Here is a 16,535-nt window from a genome sequence, read left to right on the forward strand (position 1 = left end):
GCTATCAACATCATGCCAATAATTCATTGGACGTATTCTGGGCGCGGGGCGATGCTGGAAACCATGAGAAACGAACAGCAGATATCCACCTCCGTACTGGTCATCGGCACCGGTGGTTCAGGCTTGCGCGCGGCCATCGAGCTGGCAGAATCGGGCACCGACGTGCTGGCCGTGGGCAAGCGCCCGCGCCACGACGCGCACACCGCGCTGGCCGCCGGCGGCATCAACGCCGCACTGGGCACGATGGACGCCGAGGACAGCTGGCAGCAGCACGCGGCGGACACCATCAAGGAAAGCTACTACCTGGCCGATCCGCGCACCGTGCAGGTGGTCGCCCAAGGCGCGGCCCGCGGCATCGAGGACCTGGAACGCTACGGCATGAACTTCGCCCGCGAAACCGACGGCCGGATCTCCCAGCGCTTCTTCGGTGCCCACAAATTCCGGCGCACCGCCTTCGCCGGGGACTACACCGGGCTGGAAATCCAGCGCACCCTGGTCCGCCGTGCGCAGCAGCTGCAGGTCCCGATCCTGGACTCGGTCTATATCACCGAGCTGCTGGTCGCCGAGGGGCGGATCTTCGGCGCCTACGGCTTCGACGTCAACGACGGCACCGGGTACCTGATCCATGCCGACGCGGTCATCCTGGCCGCCGGCGGCCACACCCGCATCTGGCGGCGCAGCAGCTCGCGGCGCGACGAGAACACCGGCGACGCCTTCCGCCTGGCCGTGGAGGCCGGTGCCCGGCTGCGCGATGCCGAGCTCGTACAATTCCACCCCTCGGGCATCATCGAACCCGAATCGGTGGCCGGGACTCTGGTCTCCGAGGCGGCCCGCGGCGAAGGCGGGATCCTGACCAACGCCCTGGGCGAACGCTTCATGGAGCGCTACGATCCCCAGCGCATGGAATTGTCCACCCGCGACCGGGTCGCCCTGGCCGCCTACACCGAGATCGCCGCCGGGCGCGGCACCGCCAAGGGCGGGGTCTGGCTGGATGTCTCGCACCTGCCCCGCGCCACCATCATGGAACGGCTGCCCCGGGTCTACCAGACGCTGCTCGAGGAGCAGATGCTGGACATTACCGAGCAGAAGATCGAGATCGCCCCGACGGCGCACTATTCCATGGGCGGGGTGCAGGTGGACCCGCTCACCCATGAGACGGCGGTCCCCGGCCTGTACGCGATCGGTGAAGCCTCCTCGGGCCTGCACGGGGCCAACCGGCTGGGCGGCAACTCGCTGATCGAGCTGCTGGTCTTCGGCCGGATCGTCGGGCAGGGAGCTGCCCGGTATTCGCGTGCGCTCACTTCCCAGCCGCGTTCGCAGGCGGCCATCGAGAAGGCGCGCGGGGAAGTGGACCGGCTGCTGGCCGCCGATGGGCAGGAAAATGTCCGGTCCCTGCAGCGGGCGATCCGCGACATCATGACCCAGCACGCCGGAGTCGTGCGCGAGGAGGCGGGGCTGAAGCTGGGGCTGGAGAAACTGGCAGAGGTCGAAGCGCGGATGGCGCGGGTGGGCATCCACCCGGACATCGCCGGCTACCAGGACCTGTGCCACGCCTTCGACCTGAAGTCCTCGGCTCTGGCCGCGCGCGCCACCTTGGAGTCGGCGCTGGAGCGCCGGGAAACCCGCGGCTGCCATAACCGCAGTGACTATCCGCACACCGATCCGCAGCTGCAGGTGAACCTCATCTGGTCGCCTGAGGGCATCACCCGTGAGCCGATCCCCGAAGTGCCTGCGGAAGTGGCCGCGCTGATCACCGAGGTATCGCAGGCAGGCAAGCTCGTGGAATGACGCATCGGGCCCGGTGCATGGAAACTGCTCCCGGTCGCCCTGGAGGACCGAGCGGGAGCAGTTTCCTGCCGGAGCCATGGCTGGAAACAGGCAGGGAATCCGGAATTAAATCCCCGGGGAACGTTGCATTGTGCTGGAATGGAAAGTCGTGGCTTTTCGACGCGCTGGAGAGGTTCGGGTTGTTTTCCGTGAAAACTTCTTTGACTTGGGTGGATAAATTTTGTCAATGGTTGTTTTATGGATGGATTCCGGGTCGAAAAAACCTTTTCCGAAGGTCTGCTATTCTAGCCATATCCACAGCTGTTACGGCGTTTTCTGGCCGGAATTCAGCGATCTTGGTGGACACTCTTAAACACTCTTGAACGGGGAATTGTCGATGCATTTAACGCCGAGGGAGCAAGAGAAGCTGATGATCGTCGTCGCCGCCGATCTGGCACGCCGACGACAGGCGCGTGGACTGAAGCTGAACTTCCCGGAGGCCGTCGCGGTCATCACCTACGAATTGATCGAAGGGGCCCGCGACGGACGGACCGTGGCTGAATTGATGAGCTACGGGACCACGATCCTCCGCCGCGAAGACGTCATGGATGGCATTGCGGAAATGGTGGACCAAGTCCAGGTCGAAGCGACCTTCCTCGACGGGACCAAGCTGGTCACCGTCCACAACCCCATTCGCTAGTTCCCTCTGCGCAGAAAGGCACAGATCATGATCCCGGGAGAATACATCCTGCGCGATGAACCCATCGCCTGCAATGCACAGCAGCAAACCCGCATCCTGAACCTGGTGAACCGCGGGGACCGGCCGGTGCAGGTCGGCTCGCATTACCATTTCGCCGAAGTCAATTCGCAGCTGGAGTTCGATCGAGTGGCCGCGCGCGGATTCCGGCTCGATATTCCCGCCGGCACCGCAGTGCGCTTCGAGCCGGGCGATGCACGCACCGTCCACCTGGTCGAATTCTCCGGAGCCCGCGAGGTGCACGGCTTCCAGGACCGGATCAACGGGCCGCTGGGCCTGCCGGTCCCGGCCGTTGAAACGGAAGCGATCGGCGGCACCGCAGGCATCGATGCCGAGCGCGAGGCCGAGGTCGTCGAAGACTACAGCATCGACCTTCCCAACCAGGGCGATGCGGCCTCCGGGCTGGGCACCACCTTCGGCGTGGACCCGGTCGACGAGAATCTCCCGCCGCAGCCGCATGAGGCACGGCTTGCAGCAGAGGCGGAAAACGCCGGCAAGTCCTCGGCCGCCGACGAAGAGGAGGAGAACTAGGCATGGGCTTCGAGCTGACCCGCAAGCAGTACTCGGAAATGTACGGGCCGACCACGGGGGATGCCATCCGCTTGGCGGATACCGAGCTGCTGGCCGAGATCGAGCACGACTACACCACCTACGGCGAAGAAGTGGTCTTCGGCGGCGGCAAGGTCATCCGCGACGGCATGGGGCAGAACGGCCGCGTCACCCGCGACCAGGATGTGCCCGACACGGTGATCACCAATGTGGTGGTGCTGGACTACACCGGCATCTACAAGGCCGATGTCGCCCTGCGCGACGGGCATATCTTCAAGATCGGCAAGGCCGGCAACCCGGACATCTCCGACGGGGTGGATATCGTCATCGGCGCGTCCACCGACGTGATCGCCGGGGAGCACAAGATCCTCACCGCCGGAGCGATCGACACGCACATCCACTTCGTTTCCCCGGACCAGGTGCCAGTCGCCTTGGCCAACGGCACTACCACGCTGATCGGCGGCGGCGCCGGGCCCTCGGACGCGTCCAAGGCAACCAGCCTCACCCCGGGCCCCTGGCACATCGCCAGGATGCTGCAGGCGGTGGAGAACCTGCCGATCAACATCGGGCTGCTGGGCAAGGGGCACGCCAGCGACCGCGCACCGCTGGCCGAGCAGATCCGCGCCGGCGCGATCGGGCTGAAGATCCACGAGGACTGGGGTGCGACCACCTCGTCCATCGACAACTCGCTGAAGGTCGCCGACGAATTCGACATCCAGGTGGCCATCCACGCCGACACGCTGAACGAATGCGGCTTCGTGGAGGACACCATCGAAGCGATCGCCGGCCGGGTGATCCACACCTTCCACACCGAAGGCGCCGGCGGCGGGCACGCGCCGGACATCATCCGCATGGCCGCGCTGCCCAACGTGATGCCGGCGTCGACCAACCCGACCCTGCCGTTCACCACGAACACCGTGGACGAGCACCTGGACATGCTCATGGTGGCCCACCACCTGAACCCGGACATCCCCGAGGACGTGGCCTTCGCCGACTCGCGCATCCGCGCGGAGACCATCGCCGCCGAGGACGTGCTGCACGACATGGGGGTCTTCTCCATCACCTCCTCTGACTCGCAGGCCATGGGCCGCGTGGGCGAAGTGGTGCTGCGCACCTGGCAGGTGGCCGACGCGATGAAGCGCCAGCGCGGCAAGCTGGAAGGCGACCCGGAGATCGGCGATAACCAGCGGCTGAAGCGCTATGTCGCCAAGTACACCATCAACCCGGCCATCGCCCACGGCATCGCCGACTCCATCGGCAGCGTCGAGGAAGGCAAATTTGCCGACCTGGTACTTTGGGATCCGGCCTTCTTCGGCGTCAAGCCGGAAATGGTGATCAAGGGCGGGCTGATCGTCCAGTCGCTGATGGGCGATTCCAACGGCTCGATCCCGACCCCGCAGCCGCGCACGCTGCGGCTGAACTTCGGTGCCCTGGGCAGCGCGGTCCACGCCTCCTCGATCACCTTCCTGTCCAAGGCAGCGATCGAAGAGGGCATCCCGGAACGCCTGCGCCTGCGCAAGGTGATCCGCCCCTGCCACGGCATCCGCGATTTGGTGAAGTCCGATTTGAAGCACAACGGAGCCACCCCGGATATCCAGGTGGATGCGCAGACCTACGAGGTATTCGTCGACGGGGAACTGGCCACCTGCGAGCCCTCGGACGAGCTGCCCATGGCCCAGCGCTACTTCCTGTTCTAGCCGGCCCGCCAACCACCAAGGAGATAGATGATTATCGACGAACTCGTGGGCAACCTCCACGAGCAGCCCGAGCAGCTGGCCGGGCGGCACCACGAAAAGGTCGTGCTGCCCAGCGCCGAGCTGGTCAAGCGCATCCAGCGCGTGAAGACCGACCACGGGCGGGAGCTGGGCCTGCGCCTGGCCCCGGGCCCGGATCTGCGTGACGGGGACATCCTGTTCCTCTCGGAGACCGAAGTGATCAGCGTGTCGGTGCTGCCCACCGACGTGCTGGTCATCGCCCCGCGCACGGTGCTGGAGATGGGCGTGATCGCCCACTCGCTGGGCAACCGGCACCTGCAGGCGCAGTTCTTCGGCGCCGACTCGGAGTATTGCGCCGAGGTGATGGTGGTGCAGTACGACCACACCGTCGAGGACTTCCTCAAGCACCACGACGCGCCCTACCAGCGCCAGGAACGGGTTATGCCCGTGCCCTTCCGCCATGCCGAGCACACCCACTAGCGCCCCGCACCTGCTCACGCTGCTCCAGCTATCGGACTCGGCACTGCCCACCGGCGCGTTCAGCCACTCCTTCGGCATGGAGAGCTACCTGGAGTCCGGGCAGGTGCACGACGAGGCCAGCTTCGCGACGTGGCTGCACCAGTTCCTGTCCCAGGCCCTGGCCTATACCGACGGGCTGCTGCTGCGCCTGGCCTATGAGGCGCCGGACCAGGAGCGGATCGCGCAGCTCGACGCGCTGATCCATGCCTCGGCCCTGCCCCGCCAGCTGCGCGAGGCAGCCACCAAGATGGGCGCGCGGATGCTCGCCGTGGCCAACTCGGCGTTCCCCACCGCGGACGTGGCGGCCTATGCGCGCAGCGTGCGCAGCGGGCAGTGCGCCGGGCACCCGGCCATCGCCTTCGCCCTGGGTGCCCGCGGGGCCGGCGCCCCGGTGGCCGACGCGCTGGGCAGCTACTTGTTCTCCACGGTGACCAGCCTGACGCAGAATGCGATCCGCGCCATCCCGCTGGGCCAGGACGCCGGCCAGCGGGTGATCCGGGCGATGCACGAACCGGTGGCGGACGCCGTCGCGGCGATCTTCACCCTGGAGGAGATGGATCTGGGCGCCGCGGCGCCCGGGCTGGAAATCGCCCAGATGCGCCACGAGCACCAGCGCGCCCGCATGTTCATGTCCTGACCCCGCCGCGCACCTGCGGCCCCAACAGATTCGAGGAAATACCATGGAACCCATCAAGATTGGCATCGGCGGACCAGTCGGTGCCGGCAAGACCCAGCTGATTGAACGCATCACCCGGGCCCTGGAGCACGAGATCTCCATGGCGGCGATCACCAACGACATCTACACCATCGAGGACGCCAAGATCCTGGCCGCCAACGGCGTGCTGCCGCTGGATCGGATCGTCGGCATCGAAACCGGCGGCTGCCCGCATACCGCGATCCGCGAGGACACCTCGATGAACGCCGCGGCCATCGAGGAGCTGAAAGCCAAGCACCCTGACCTGCAGGTGATCTTCGTCGAATCCGGCGGGGACAACCTCTCGGCCACGTTCTCCCCGGAGCTGGTGGACTTCTCCATCTACATCATCGACGTGGCCCAGGGCGAGAAGATCCCGCGCAAGGCCGGGCAGGGCATGATCAAGTCCGACCTGTTCATCATCAACAAGACCGACCTGGCCCCGTACGTGGGCGCGGATTTGTCGGTGATGGAGTCGGATTCCAAGCAGTTCCGCGGGGACAAGCCCTTCTGCTTCACCAACCTGAAGACCGACGAGGGGCTGGAGAAGGTCATCGCGTGGCTGAAGCACGACGTGCTGATGACGGACCTGGCGTAGTGGCCGCTTCGAGCCCGGGCTTGGGCTCCGGGCTGGAGCCCAGTCCGTTCCCGGATGGCCTGGTCGGCGAGCTGCGGCTGCACGTCGGCTCGCGGGCCGGGAAGGACATCGCGCTGCGGCAATACCACCAGGGGGCGCTGCGCGTGCTGCGCCCGCATTACCTCGATGACACCGCCCAGGTCTGCTACACCATCGTGAACCCCGGTGGCGGCTACCTGGGCGCCGACAAGTACGGCATCGAGATCCGTGTTGCCGAGGGCAGCAGCCTGCTGCTGACCACCCAGTCCGCCACCAAGGTCTACCGCACCCCGCAGGGCCCGGCGCAGCAGGACATGCGCATCAGGCTGGAACCCGGCGCGGTGCTCGAATACCTGCCGGACCAGCTGATCGCCTATAAGGACGCCAGCTACTTCCAGCGCACCGAGGTGCACATGGCCGCCGATGCCTCGCTGGTGCTGTGCGAGGTCCTCACCCCGGGCTGGAGCCCGGACGGCAGCCGGTTCAGCTACGAGCAGCTGCGCCTGCGCACCGAGGTCCACCTGGACGGGCGGCTCGGGGCGCTGGATAACCTGTGGGTGAAGCCGGGCAAGGATTCCATCGACTCGCTGCTGTACTTGCAGGAATCCACCCACGTGGGCATGCTGCTGGCCATCGACCCGCGCATCGACGCGGCAATGGTCGCTCGCCTGCGCGAACTGGCCTACGAGATCGCCGGGCAGCAGCGCGACGGAATTTCTGTGGGCATTTCCCAGGCCCCGGTGCCCGGTCTTGCGGTACGCACCTTGGGAGGCTCCACGGAATCGGCGAATGCGGTGCTGCACGCCCTCGTGAACCAGCTGCGCATCGAGCTGCGCGGACAGCAGCCGGTGAACCTGCGCAAGTACTAGTCTGTTCCGGAATTGATCCAACGGCCGCCGACGTTCCTCCCGCAGGGGATCCCGGCGGCCGTTTCGCATCCCGGCGAGGTCACAGGGCGGCGGTGCGCCGGCACAATTCGCCAATAAATGCCGTACCTGTGCCTGTCCGGAGCGCTGAGCGACGCAGGCCAACCGCAGCTTGACGCTATTGCTGATCATTTTGGTGTCCTTGACTAGCCGCGGACCCCACAAGTCAATCCGATAAACTGGCCATGGTGGTGCATCGCAAAATCCCGAGCTGATTCCACTCTTTGGCCGCCAGGTGCGCAGGCTGCATCAGGAACGGATGCTAGGGGACAACAAGCGCTCCGACCGCGTTTTCATTCTGGCTTGGCTGCCAGAGGTGCAGGCTGATCTGCAGGGCCACCACGAATTCTGGCTGGAAATTCCCCAGTTGGTGGAGCCCGACGTGCCGATTACACCGCTACCTGCGCTCGACATCATCGCTTGGCATTTGGGCGGGGAGTCCAAGTAGTGCCCCTTGGTCTGGGCGCCGCAGCGCCGACAGCTGGTGGATCGAATCGCAGTGCTCGGCCAGCGAGACATTGTCGTGGGAGGCGATGAGCACCGCCGCCCCGGCTCGAGCCCGCTCGCGCAGCACCGTGAAGATCTGCGCAGTGGTGCCGGGATCCAGGGCTGACGTCGGCTCGTCGCACACCAGCAGCGCCGGGTCCAGGGCCAACGCCCTGCCCAGCAGGGCTCGTTGCAGCTGCCCGTCGGAAACCTGCCCGGGCTTCCGCTCCAGCAGCGCCGGTTCAAGGCTCGCCTCCCGGGCCAGTTCCTCCAGCTCGCGGCGATAGCGGCCCGGACGGGGGAACGCCAGCCCGTCGCGCAGGGCTAACGGCTCGGCCATGATCGCGCCCAGGGTGAGCCGGGGGTTCGCGAAGCTGCGCGGGTTTTGCGGCAGGATGCCGATGCGCTGGCGCAGTTCGGCCGGGACGTGCCCTCGGGCAGGTACCGCTTGGCCGTCGATGCGCAGCTTGCCCTCTGTCGGGGCCAGCATCAGCGAGGCGATGGCCAGCAGGGTGGACTTCCCGGCACCCGAGGGCCCGACCAGACCGATCACCGAGCCGGACGTGACCTCCAGGTCCAGTTGATCCAGGATTCTGGGGACGTTCTTGGCATAGCGGTGGCTCACCGCAGACAATTCAAGGCTCATGGGGTGCTATCCTCCAATTCCGGGATGACCTGCCCGTCGCCGGAAGCGGATGCGAGCACTTGCCCATCACTGACCACGGTCAGCGTGTCGGCGAGTTCTGCGGCCAGTTCAGCGTCGTGGGTGACCATAACGATGGTGCACCCGGTGTCCGCCAAGCGGCGCAGGATCCGAGCGATGGCCGCCGCGGTATCCGCATCCAGGGCGCTGGTGGGCTCGTCCAGCACAACGCAGCTGGCGGGGGATGCCAAGCCCAGGGCCAGCACTACACGCTGGGCCTGGCCTCCGGACAGCTCGTGCGGGTAGCGATGGAGCAGGTCGGGAACCAGTTCGAAGTCCTTGAACACCGCCGCCAGCGCGGCCGGCGACCTGTCCAGGCCGTGGCTCCGGCGTACGCGGCGCAAGGCGGTGCCCACGCTGAGCACCGGGTTCAGCGCCGTGGCCGCCGACCCGGGAATGAAAACCAGATCTTCACCCAGCTTGGGGGCATGGCAGGGCCCGCCAGCGGTTCCCGGCACGAGGACGCTGCCGGTGGATTCCAGCGATTGAGGCAGTAGCCCGGCGGCGGCGCGCAGCAGCATGGTCTTTCCTGCGCCCGAGGCACCCATGACCACGTTGACCGCTCCGGCGGCGGCAGTGAAGCTGACGTTATCCAGCAGCACGGAGCGTTCTGGGGAATCATCCTTGCTCCATACCGACAATCCCCGCAAGACCAAGCCTGCGCCCCGTGGAAGCGGATGCCCATCGGCTTTTTCTGCGGCACCGCCCTTTCGTCGCGGAGCGAGAGAATCGAGGCGCCGCGCGGAGCGGCGGCGTTGCGGCTGTGGGTGCGCCAGGGCGGCAAAGGACCAGCTGAGCAGCACCAGCAGCGCGGCCGGGAACACCAGCATCCACCAAGCGCCGACCAGGATGCCTGTGCGGGCGTCCTCCAGCAGCAAACCCAGCGACGCGGATTGTGGCGGCAGCCCCACGCCTAGGAAGGACAGCGCGGATTCGTGCCAGATGGCATGGGGCAGCTGCAGGACCACGGCGATGCCCGCCTGCGGGAGCACCGCGGGAATCAGGTGCGTGCACCACAGCGCCAGCGGCCGGGCGCCGGAGGCCCGGCTGAGCTTGACGTATCCGGCCTCCCGTTCGGCCAACAGCCTGGCCCTAACGATACGCGCCACCTGGGTCCAGTGGGTCAGCGCGATGGACAGGATGATCGCCCACCCCTGCCCGGGCCACAGCGCCAGGATCACCACACCCAGCAGCAGGTGCGGGATCGCGCTGACGCTGTCTACCAGCCGGGTGATGATCCGGTCCACCAGCCCGCCGGCGGTGGCGGACAGGGTTCCGGCCAGCACCCCCAGCAGCGTGGAGGACAGCGCCGATGCGACGGCGAGCAGCATCGACAGCCGCAGCGCGGCCGCGGCCCGCACCCACACGTCGCGCCCGAGCTGATCGGTGCCGAAGAAATGCTCGGCCCCCGGCGGCAGGTACACCGCGGCCAGGTCGATGTTCTCCACCGCCTCGGGGGAGAAGAACGGAACGAGCACCGCATAAACCACGGCCAGCAGGATGATGCCCAGCGGCAGCAAGCGGGAATCACGGATGATGCTAGACATCGCCCACCCGCGGATCAAGCAGCAGGTAGCCGGCGTCGGCCAGGGCATTGCCCAGGAACACGGCCAGCGCCGAGCAGGCGGTCACCGCGGCCAGCAGCGCGAAGTCCGCGGACACCGCGGAATCGATCACCGCCGAGGCAATCCCGGGCCAGCCGAACACCGTTTCAACCAGCAGCGCTCCGGTGATCAGTTCGCCCAGGCGGGAGCCGATCACCGTGATGAAGGGCAGCAGGGCGCCGGGCAGCACCTCGAGCACCAAGATCCGTCCGGCTCCCTCGCCGCGTCCCCGAGCCGCGAGAACCGCATCCGAGTCCAGCAGATCGAACATGGAGGCCCGCAGGTTCAGCACCAGCCAGGGCAGCAGGCTGATGGCCATCACCGTGGCCGGCAGCAGCAGATGCACGGCCAGCGACCCGGCGGTCGGCTCCTGCCCTGGAGGCGCCACGCCGCCGGTGGGAAGCCCGAGCCGCAGCGAGAACACAGCGATGAACACCAGCGCCAGCACGAAGGGCGGGATGGCCTGGGCCAGCTGGGCGATCCAGGTGGTGGCGCGGTCGGCCAACCCGCCGCGGCACAGACCAGCGGCACAGGCCAGCAGTACCGCGAGCACCACGGCAAGCAGCAGCCCGGCAAGCATCAGCAGCAGGGTATAGGGCACGCGCTCGGCGAGCACCTCGGTGACCGGCCGGGCCAGCATGCGCGAGGTGCCCAGCTCGCCGTGCACCGCCGAGCCCAGCCAGCCGAGCCAGGCACCGAACCAGGAGTCGTCCAGGCCCAGCTCGGCGCGCAGGGCCGCGCGTTCGGCGGCGCCGGTGTGCTCGTAGCGGCTGCCCAGATAGGCAGCCAGCGGATTGAACGGGGCGACGGAAGCCAAGAAGAACACCACTGCGGTCAGCCCCGCGGTCAGCGGGATGGCCAGCAGCATCCGGCGGAGCACCAGCAGCCCGGCTCTTGGCAGCCGCGGCACGCCTCGCGGGCGCAGGACGGTCAGGCTCATTTGCCGGTCCACTGGCCGATTTTCACCCACGGGCCCCATGCGGTGCCGTGGTCATGGGGTTCGAGCAGGGTGCCGGCGGTGTTCCACGTCTCATGGACGTCGCTGCGCTGCACGTAGTTGTGGTCGGTGAAGGCCAGCAGCAGCATCGATGGCTGCTTGACGTAAAGTTCCTGGACCTTGCGGTAGGCCTGGTCGCGGGCCGTTGGGTCGGTGCTGGTCCGGCCGATGTGCAGCAGCCGGTCCATCGCCGCGTCCGCGTAGCGGCTGGGGTTGTCGTAGTAGGCGCCGTCCTCCGGGTAGCTTGAATGCAGCATCTTGTAGAGCTGGGTGTCCACATCGTAAGGGGTGTCGCCGCCGCCCAGCATCAGCGCGTCCGTGCCGATGCGCGGCTCGGCTTCGTCGAAGGTGGCGGGCACGACCTCGGCGGTGATGCCGTGCTCCTTGAGCTGGGCGGCCAAGGCCAGGGACAGGTCCCGTCGCAGCGTGTCGCCCGGGTTGTACATGATCGTGAATGCGGCGTCCTGGCCGTCCTTGGAGCGCATCGAGCCGTCCAGCGTCCACCCCGACTGCTCCAGCAGCTGCTCGGCCCGCTGGGGGTCGTGGGCGAACACGGCGTCAGAGTTGTAGGCCTTGCCGTACTGGGCCGGGACGAAGGTGTAGGCAGGGCGCCCGGAGCCCGCCAGCACCCCGTCGATCAGCGCTTGGCGGTCCACCAGCAGGTTCAGCGCCAGGCGCACGGAAGGATCGGCGGTGAACGGGTGGTCGGCGGGCAGCGAGATGCCGCGCCAGTCCGCGCTGGTTGCGGTGACCACCTCGAACCCGTCGCGATCCGCGAAGCTGGCCGCTAGCCGCGGAGGCAGCACGGTGCCGGTGTAGCCGCCGCCTGCCAGTGCCTGCGAGCGGGCGTTGTCGTCGGCTGACTGCTCGTAGACCACCCGGGCCACGTCGGGGGCGCCGGAACGGTAGTCGGGATTGGCACCCAGCACCAGCTGGGCGGAATCGAATTTCTGCACCGTGTAGGGGCCGGTACCCACCGGGGTGCGGTTCAGGCTGGAATTGCTCACCGGCCCGTCGGCGATCAGTTCTTCGGGGGCGATGCCGATCAGCAGTGCGGTCTTGAAGGAGACCTGGGGCTCCTTGAGCGTGAATTCGACGGTGTGCTCGTCCACGGCACGCACCGTATCGAGGTTTTCCAGCACGCCGGCGATGGGCGAGGCACTGGCGGGGTCCAGGATGGCCCGGTAGCTGGCGGCCACATCCCCGGCGTCGAAGCCGCTGCCGTCGCTGAAGCTGATGCCGGGCTGCAGCGCAATGCTCCAGCGCAGCCCGTCGGCGCTGATCTGCGGTTCGCCCTCGGCCAGCAGCGGCACCAAATTCGGCAGGCTGCCAGTTTCCCCGTCCAGGGTATACAGCGATTCGTTGATCTTGCCCGTACCGTTGTTGTCGAAACCTGCCAGCGGATTCAGGGTTTCGGGCAGCGCAGGGGTCAGCAGCAGCACGTCGTCGCTGGGGACGGCGGCCTGGCAGCCTGCGGTGGCCAGTAGGATGGGGAGCATCAGTGCGGCGCGCCGGACGTAGCTGTGCACGAACGAGGTCCTTCCGAGCGGTGCGTGGGGTAGATGTTCACAGACTACAGGTGTTTGATCACACAGATGAGGGGTTGCGTGGTGATTTTGCCAACCACTATTTCGCGGGGGCGGCATGCCTGAGTCCGAGCGCGGCCAGGTGGGCGCCAACGCCCTGGAGGAAGTGCAGGAATCGCTGCAGGACTGGATCGACGTGTTCGCCCTGTGCGCGGATGCCACCCGCATGAAAATACTGATTGCCATGCACGCCGCGCCGCTGTCCTCGGTCACCCAGCTGGCCGATGCCGCGCAGCTGGGCGCAAACACCGTGACCCAGTCGTTGGCCACGTTGCGCAAGGCCGGGGTAGTTCAGGTGCAGCGGGATGGAAAGTACCGCCGCTGGGAGCTGGTGCACCCCGGCGTGCATCAGCTGCTGCACCAGATGGACGCCCCGCATTCTCACCTGCACCCCGAGCATTAGTCCCGCGTGCAAACGCGCCGCAGAACGCAGAAGGCGCAACTGAAGGCACGGGCTTGGCATCATATTGTGCCGGACCCATACCCGCGGGCAGTTCCCTGGGATTAGCGCTTGCGCTGCACCCGGGCCTCGTCCCAGACCGGCTCGTCGGACTCGTAGACGGTGCCGTCGGAGCCGAAGACCAGGAAGCGGTCGAAGCCGCGGGCGAACCAGCGGTCGTGGGTCACCGCCAGCACCGTGCCCTCGAACGCGTCGATGGCCCGTTCCAGGGCTTCGCCCGAGTGCAGGTCCAGGTTGTCGGTGGGCTCATCGAGCAGCAGCAGGGTTGCCCCCGAGAGCTGCAGCAGCAGGATCTGGAAGCGCGCCTGCTGGCCTCCGGAGAGCGATTCGAACTTCTGCTCGGACTGCGCTGCCAGCCCGTAGCCATCCAGCGCTCCGGCCGCTGCCTCGCGCGGCATTCCGGAGCGGTGCTCGTCGCCGCGGTGCAGGATTTCGAGCAGGGTGCGGCCAAACAGGTCCGGGCGGCTGTGGGTCTGGGCGAAGTAGCCCGGGCGGATGCGCGCTCCCAGCTTCACCGTGCCGGCATGCGCCACCGGGGCGATCACCACATCGGAGACCGGCAGGTGCTCGCGCTCCGGGTCGGATCCGCCGGAGGCCAGCAGGCGCAGGAAGTGCGACTTGCCCGAGCCGTTCGAACCCAGCACGCCCACCCGGTCGCCGAACCAGATTTCGGTATTGAAGGGCTTCATCAGCCCGGTCAGCTCGAGCTTTTCGGCCACGACCGCGCGCTTGGCGGTGCGCCCGCCCTTCAGCCGCATCTGCACGTTCTGCTCCAGCGGGATCGCCTGCGGCGGGCCGGCCTCCAGGAACTTCTCCAGCCGGGTGGTGGCCGCCTGGTAGCGGTTGGCCATGTCGGAACGGAACGCGGCCTTGGTCTTGTACATGTTGACCAGTTCCTTGAGCTTGGCGTGCTCCTCGTCCCAGCGCTTGCGCAGCTCCTCGAAGCGCTCGTTGCGCTCCTTGCGGGCTTCCACATAGGAGCCGAACGCGCCGCCGTGCACCCAGGCGGTGGCCCCGCCGTGGCCCGGTTCCAGGGTCACGATGCGGGTGGCGGCGTTGTCCAGCAGCTCGCGGTCGTGGCTGATGAACAGCACGGTCTTGTTGGAGCGCGACATGATCTCTTCCAGCCAGCGCTTGCCGGGCACGTCAAGGTAGTTATCCGGCTCGTCGAGCAGCAGCAGTTCGTCGTTGCCTTCGAAGAGCGCTTCGAGGACCAGGCGCTTCTGCTCGCCGCCGGACAGGGTGCGCGCCAGCCGGTCCCCGGCCTTGTCGAACCCGATGCCCAAGGCGGCCATGCAGACCTTGTCCCAGGTGGTTTCCAGCTCGTAGCCGCCGGCGTCGCCCCACTCGATGATCGCCTCGGCGTAGCGCATGTGGACTTTCTCGTCCTCGCTGGTGAGCATTTTGGCCTCGTACTCGGCGACCTTGGCGGCGGCCTGGGCCAAAGCCGGTGCGGCGGTGGACAGCAGCAGGTCCTTCACCGTGGAGTCGTCGCGCACCTGCCCGACGAACTGGCGCATGATGCCCAGGGTGCCGGTGCGGTTGATGGAGCCTTCGTCGGCCTTCAGGTCTCCTGCGATGATCTTGAACAGGGTTGTCTTGCCGGTGCCGTTGGGTCCGATCAGCGCGGTCTTGGAGCCGGCGGTGACCTTGAAGGCCGCGCCGCCCAGAAGCTGGGTGCCGTCGGAAAGGAAATACTGGATGTCTGTCACGTCTATATGGGCCACCTGGCAATCCTATCGGGTAGATTGCCGAACATGCAGATCACAGTAGAAATTTACGGAGCGCTCCATGCCTGCTGCCATTCAGCGTTTTCGGTAGGAGATCACGTGCGCTGGCAGCTGGCCCAGGTGCGCAACGGGCGCGGGGAAATTTCCTTCGAGCTCGATGACCACGGCACCTTCGATGGCACGGGGGTGCCCGTGGCAGCAGTCGCCGCCCGGGTGGTGCGCATCCAGTACCGGGATCATGAACGTGCGGCGAAGGCCGGGGGACTGGCAGGTGGCCCTGTCCCGGTGGTCGATACCCTGCATGTTCCCGAAGGCACGGATTTCGACCACAACTGGATCGTGGTGGGACTGGAAGTAGCGGATCCGAAGAGCCTTCCGCCGCTGGCCGACTGGGATGAGGGCGCGCCCCTGCCTGGTGGCGCGCCCCGCGGCGGCTAGTTGTACTTGTAGAACCCTTCGCCGGCCGCTGCGCCGAGCTTGCCCTGATCGATGTACTGGGTCTTGAGCAGCTCGGCGAACTTCTGGCTGGTTGCATCGCCTGCACGGGAAATGTTGTAGGCGGTGTTCAGCCCCACGATGTCGTAGATCTCGAACGGACCATGCGGCGCTCCGGTGCCCAGCTTCCAGGTCTTGTCGATGGTCTGCGCATCGGCGACCCCGTTGACCAGCAGGTGGCTGGCGGACTGCAGGAAGGGGACCAGCAGCGAGTTCAGCACGTAGCCCGGCTGCTCCTTGAGCACCCGGATCGCGACCAGCCCGGTACGCTCGGCGAAATCGACCACTGCTTCGTAGGCTTCGGGGGTGGTTGCTGGTGTGCCCATGACTTCGCCGGTGTTGTTGGACCAGATGCGGTTGGCATAGTGCAGGGCGAGGAATTGTCCGGGGCGGCCAGTGAACTCGGCGATATCCGAGGGCAGCAGGGTCGATGAATTGGTGGCGAATATGGCCTGTTCGGGGGCCAGCACGGCCAGCTTCCGGTAGGTCTGCGCCTTGATCTCCAGATTCTCGGGCACCGCCTCGATGACTAGGTCGGCCTCCCGCACCGCGTCGGCCAGATCGCTGGTCAGTTCGATGGACTCGCGGGCGGATTGGGCCTTCTGCGGGTTCCCGAAGTACTGGGCGTACTGCGCAACCAGGGCATCCAGCCGCTGGTTTGCGGCGGCCAGCGCTTGCTCGCTGATGTCGTAGCCGATGACGGGCAAGCCGTGGTAGGCGGTTTGGAAGATGATTTGTGCGCCGAGCACGCCAGTGCCCAGAACGGTGATGCGTTGCAGTTCCATGATTCTCCTTGGGGTACAGCTTCACTCTCCGCTTTTAGTTGCGCCATTTCAACTAAATGTGAGCGGGAGAACGCCCGACACCTGCTGGTTGGCTTCCAGTTGCCGAACATTCACTTTCTGGCTAGGTGGTGCTGGAACTCTTGGGG

The 16,535-nt window shown here is 66.8% G+C and carries 17 protein-coding genes; 11 read left to right on the top strand and 6 right to left on the bottom strand.

The genetic code is table 11. The annotated features are described in order from the left end of the window. The first annotated feature begins 63 nt into the window (after window positions 1-63). The 9 genes from AC1Z36_RS11045 (at window position 64) to AC1Z36_RS11085 (ending at window position 7,991) form a co-directional block, all read left to right on the top strand. Entirely contained in the window at window positions 64-1,788 is a 1,725-nt protein-coding gene (locus AC1Z36_RS11045) for an FAD-dependent oxidoreductase (protein ID WP_105658536.1), read from the top strand. Between the two features lie 376 nt (window positions 1,789-2,164). Beyond that, a complete protein-coding gene (locus tag AC1Z36_RS11050) occupies window positions 2,165-2,467 on the top strand; it encodes an urease subunit gamma (protein WP_105658537.1) in 303 nt (100 codons plus the stop codon). A 27-nt stretch (window positions 2,468-2,494) separates the two neighbouring features. Continuing rightward, complete coding sequence (locus tag AC1Z36_RS11055; protein WP_105661411.1) at window positions 2,495-3,055, top strand: urease subunit beta; 561 nt, start codon at window positions 2,495-2,497, stop codon at window positions 3,053-3,055. Between the two features lie 2 nt (window positions 3,056-3,057). After that, entirely contained in the window at window positions 3,058-4,770 is a 1,713-nt protein-coding gene (gene ureC, locus AC1Z36_RS11060; protein WP_105661410.1) for an urease subunit alpha, read from the top strand. Window positions 4,771-4,797: 27 nt separating this feature from the next. Further along, the gene (gene ureE / locus AC1Z36_RS11065) at window positions 4,798-5,268 is read left to right on the top strand and encodes an urease accessory protein UreE (RefSeq protein ID WP_105661409.1); all 471 of its coding nucleotides are present in this window, start codon (window positions 4,798-4,800) and stop codon (window positions 5,266-5,268) included. Then, window positions 5,249-5,944 (top strand): urease accessory protein UreF, encoded by a 696-nt coding sequence (locus AC1Z36_RS11070; protein ID WP_105658514.1) that lies wholly within the window; start codon window positions 5,249-5,251, stop codon window positions 5,942-5,944. Before ureE ends, AC1Z36_RS11070 begins: the two co-directional genes overlap by 20 nt. A gap of 43 nt (window positions 5,945-5,987) precedes the next feature. After that, window positions 5,988-6,599: an urease accessory protein UreG gene (gene ureG / locus AC1Z36_RS11075; protein ID WP_105658515.1), complete on the top strand. Its 612-nt coding sequence runs from the start codon at window positions 5,988-5,990 to the stop codon at window positions 6,597-6,599. Continuing rightward, complete coding sequence (locus AC1Z36_RS11080) at window positions 6,560-7,486, top strand: urease accessory protein UreD (protein ID WP_286134328.1); 927 nt, start codon at window positions 6,560-6,562, stop codon at window positions 7,484-7,486. The genes ureG and AC1Z36_RS11080 overlap by 40 nt, the downstream gene beginning before the upstream one ends. Before the next feature lie 316 nt (window positions 7,487-7,802). After that, window positions 7,803-7,991, top strand: a complete 189-nt coding sequence (locus AC1Z36_RS11085) for a hypothetical protein (protein ID WP_105658516.1) — start codon at window positions 7,803-7,805, stop codon at window positions 7,989-7,991. Here the strand turns inward: AC1Z36_RS11085 and AC1Z36_RS11090 are convergent. The 4 genes from AC1Z36_RS11090 to AC1Z36_RS11105 are packed head-to-tail and all read right to left on the bottom strand — an operon-like array spanning window position 7,941 to window position 12,862. Beyond that, window positions 7,941-8,675 (bottom strand): ABC transporter ATP-binding protein, encoded by a 735-nt coding sequence (locus tag AC1Z36_RS11090; protein ID WP_105661408.1) that lies wholly within the window; start codon window positions 8,673-8,675, stop codon window positions 7,941-7,943. The two genes, AC1Z36_RS11085 and AC1Z36_RS11090, sit on opposite strands and share 51 nt — an antisense overlap. Beyond that, window positions 8,672-10,279 carry an ABC transporter permease subunit gene (locus AC1Z36_RS11095; RefSeq protein ID WP_181149004.1) on the bottom strand — a complete coding sequence of 536 codons (1,608 nt, stop codon included), beginning with the start codon at window positions 10,277-10,279 and terminating at the stop codon, window positions 8,672-8,674. The genes AC1Z36_RS11090 and AC1Z36_RS11095 overlap by 4 nt, the downstream gene beginning before the upstream one ends. Continuing rightward, the gene (locus AC1Z36_RS11100) at window positions 10,272-11,276 is read right to left on the bottom strand and encodes an ABC transporter permease (protein ID WP_105661406.1); all 1,005 of its coding nucleotides are present in this window, start codon (window positions 11,274-11,276) and stop codon (window positions 10,272-10,274) included. The genes AC1Z36_RS11095 and AC1Z36_RS11100 overlap by 8 nt, the downstream gene beginning before the upstream one ends. Next, a complete protein-coding gene (locus tag AC1Z36_RS11105; RefSeq protein ID WP_332488771.1) occupies window positions 11,273-12,862 on the bottom strand; it encodes an ABC transporter substrate-binding protein in 1,590 nt (529 codons plus the stop codon). The genes AC1Z36_RS11100 and AC1Z36_RS11105 overlap by 4 nt, the downstream gene beginning before the upstream one ends. Window positions 12,863-12,977: 115 nt before the next feature. Between AC1Z36_RS11105 and AC1Z36_RS11110 the strand changes: the two genes are divergently transcribed. Continuing rightward, on the top strand, window positions 12,978-13,322 hold the full coding sequence (locus AC1Z36_RS11110) for an ArsR/SmtB family transcription factor (RefSeq protein WP_105658520.1): 345 nt from the start codon (window positions 12,978-12,980) through the stop codon (window positions 13,320-13,322). A 101-nt stretch (window positions 13,323-13,423) separates the two neighbouring features. Here the strand turns inward: AC1Z36_RS11110 and AC1Z36_RS11115 are convergent, their stop codons facing one another. Further along, window positions 13,424-15,106 carry an ABC-F family ATP-binding cassette domain-containing protein gene (locus tag AC1Z36_RS11115; RefSeq protein ID WP_105661405.1) on the bottom strand — a complete coding sequence of 561 codons (1,683 nt, stop codon included), beginning with the start codon at window positions 15,104-15,106 and terminating at the stop codon, window positions 13,424-13,426. A 30-nt stretch (window positions 15,107-15,136) separates the two neighbouring features. Between AC1Z36_RS11115 and AC1Z36_RS11120 the strand changes: the two genes are divergently transcribed. Then, window positions 15,137-15,547 carry a hypothetical protein gene (locus AC1Z36_RS11120; protein ID WP_332488767.1) on the top strand — a complete coding sequence of 137 codons (411 nt, stop codon included), beginning with the start codon at window positions 15,137-15,139 and terminating at the stop codon, window positions 15,545-15,547. Here AC1Z36_RS11120 and AC1Z36_RS11125 read toward each other — a convergent pair. After that, complete coding sequence (locus AC1Z36_RS11125; protein ID WP_219844345.1) at window positions 15,544-16,389, bottom strand: 3-hydroxyacyl-CoA dehydrogenase; 846 nt, start codon at window positions 16,387-16,389, stop codon at window positions 15,544-15,546. The two genes, AC1Z36_RS11120 and AC1Z36_RS11125, sit on opposite strands and share 4 nt — an antisense overlap. Window positions 16,390-16,535 lie beyond the last annotated feature (146 nt).

Source organism: Glutamicibacter sp. BS14 (assembly GCF_056934375.1).

Excerpts from the sequence above, each read along its gene's own strand:
- AC1Z36_RS11070 (WP_105658514.1), top strand. The coding sequence starts at position 5,249 with ATGCCGAGCACACCCACTAGCGCCCCGCACCTGCTCACGCTGCTCCAG.
- AC1Z36_RS11125 (WP_219844345.1), bottom strand. The coding sequence starts at position 16,389 with ATGGAACTGCAACGCATCACCGTTCTGGGCACTGGCGTGCTCGGCGCA.
- ureG (WP_105658515.1), top strand. The coding sequence starts at position 5,988 with ATGGAACCCATCAAGATTGGCATCGGCGGACCAGTCGGTGCCGGCAAG.
- AC1Z36_RS11085 (WP_105658516.1), top strand. The coding sequence starts at position 7,803 with ATGCTAGGGGACAACAAGCGCTCCGACCGCGTTTTCATTCTGGCTTGG.
- AC1Z36_RS11090 (WP_105661408.1), bottom strand. The coding sequence starts at position 8,675 with ATGAGCCTTGAATTGTCTGCGGTGAGCCACCGCTATGCCAAGAACGTC.
- AC1Z36_RS11120 (WP_332488767.1), top strand. The coding sequence starts at position 15,137 with ATGCAGATCACAGTAGAAATTTACGGAGCGCTCCATGCCTGCTGCCAT.
- AC1Z36_RS11110 (WP_105658520.1), top strand. The coding sequence starts at position 12,978 with ATGCCTGAGTCCGAGCGCGGCCAGGTGGGCGCCAACGCCCTGGAGGAA.
- AC1Z36_RS11050 (WP_105658537.1), top strand. The coding sequence starts at position 2,165 with ATGCATTTAACGCCGAGGGAGCAAGAGAAGCTGATGATCGTCGTCGCC.
- AC1Z36_RS11100 (WP_105661406.1), bottom strand. The coding sequence starts at position 11,276 with ATGAGCCTGACCGTCCTGCGCCCGCGAGGCGTGCCGCGGCTGCCAAGA.
- AC1Z36_RS11095 (WP_181149004.1), bottom strand. The coding sequence starts at position 10,279 with ATGTCTAGCATCATCCGTGATTCCCGCTTGCTGCCGCTGGGCATCATC.
- ureE (WP_105661409.1), top strand. The coding sequence starts at position 4,798 with ATGATTATCGACGAACTCGTGGGCAACCTCCACGAGCAGCCCGAGCAG.
- AC1Z36_RS11045 (WP_105658536.1), top strand. The coding sequence starts at position 64 with ATGAGAAACGAACAGCAGATATCCACCTCCGTACTGGTCATCGGCACC.
- AC1Z36_RS11055 (WP_105661411.1), top strand. The coding sequence starts at position 2,495 with ATGATCCCGGGAGAATACATCCTGCGCGATGAACCCATCGCCTGCAAT.
- ureC (WP_105661410.1), top strand. The coding sequence starts at position 3,058 with ATGGGCTTCGAGCTGACCCGCAAGCAGTACTCGGAAATGTACGGGCCG.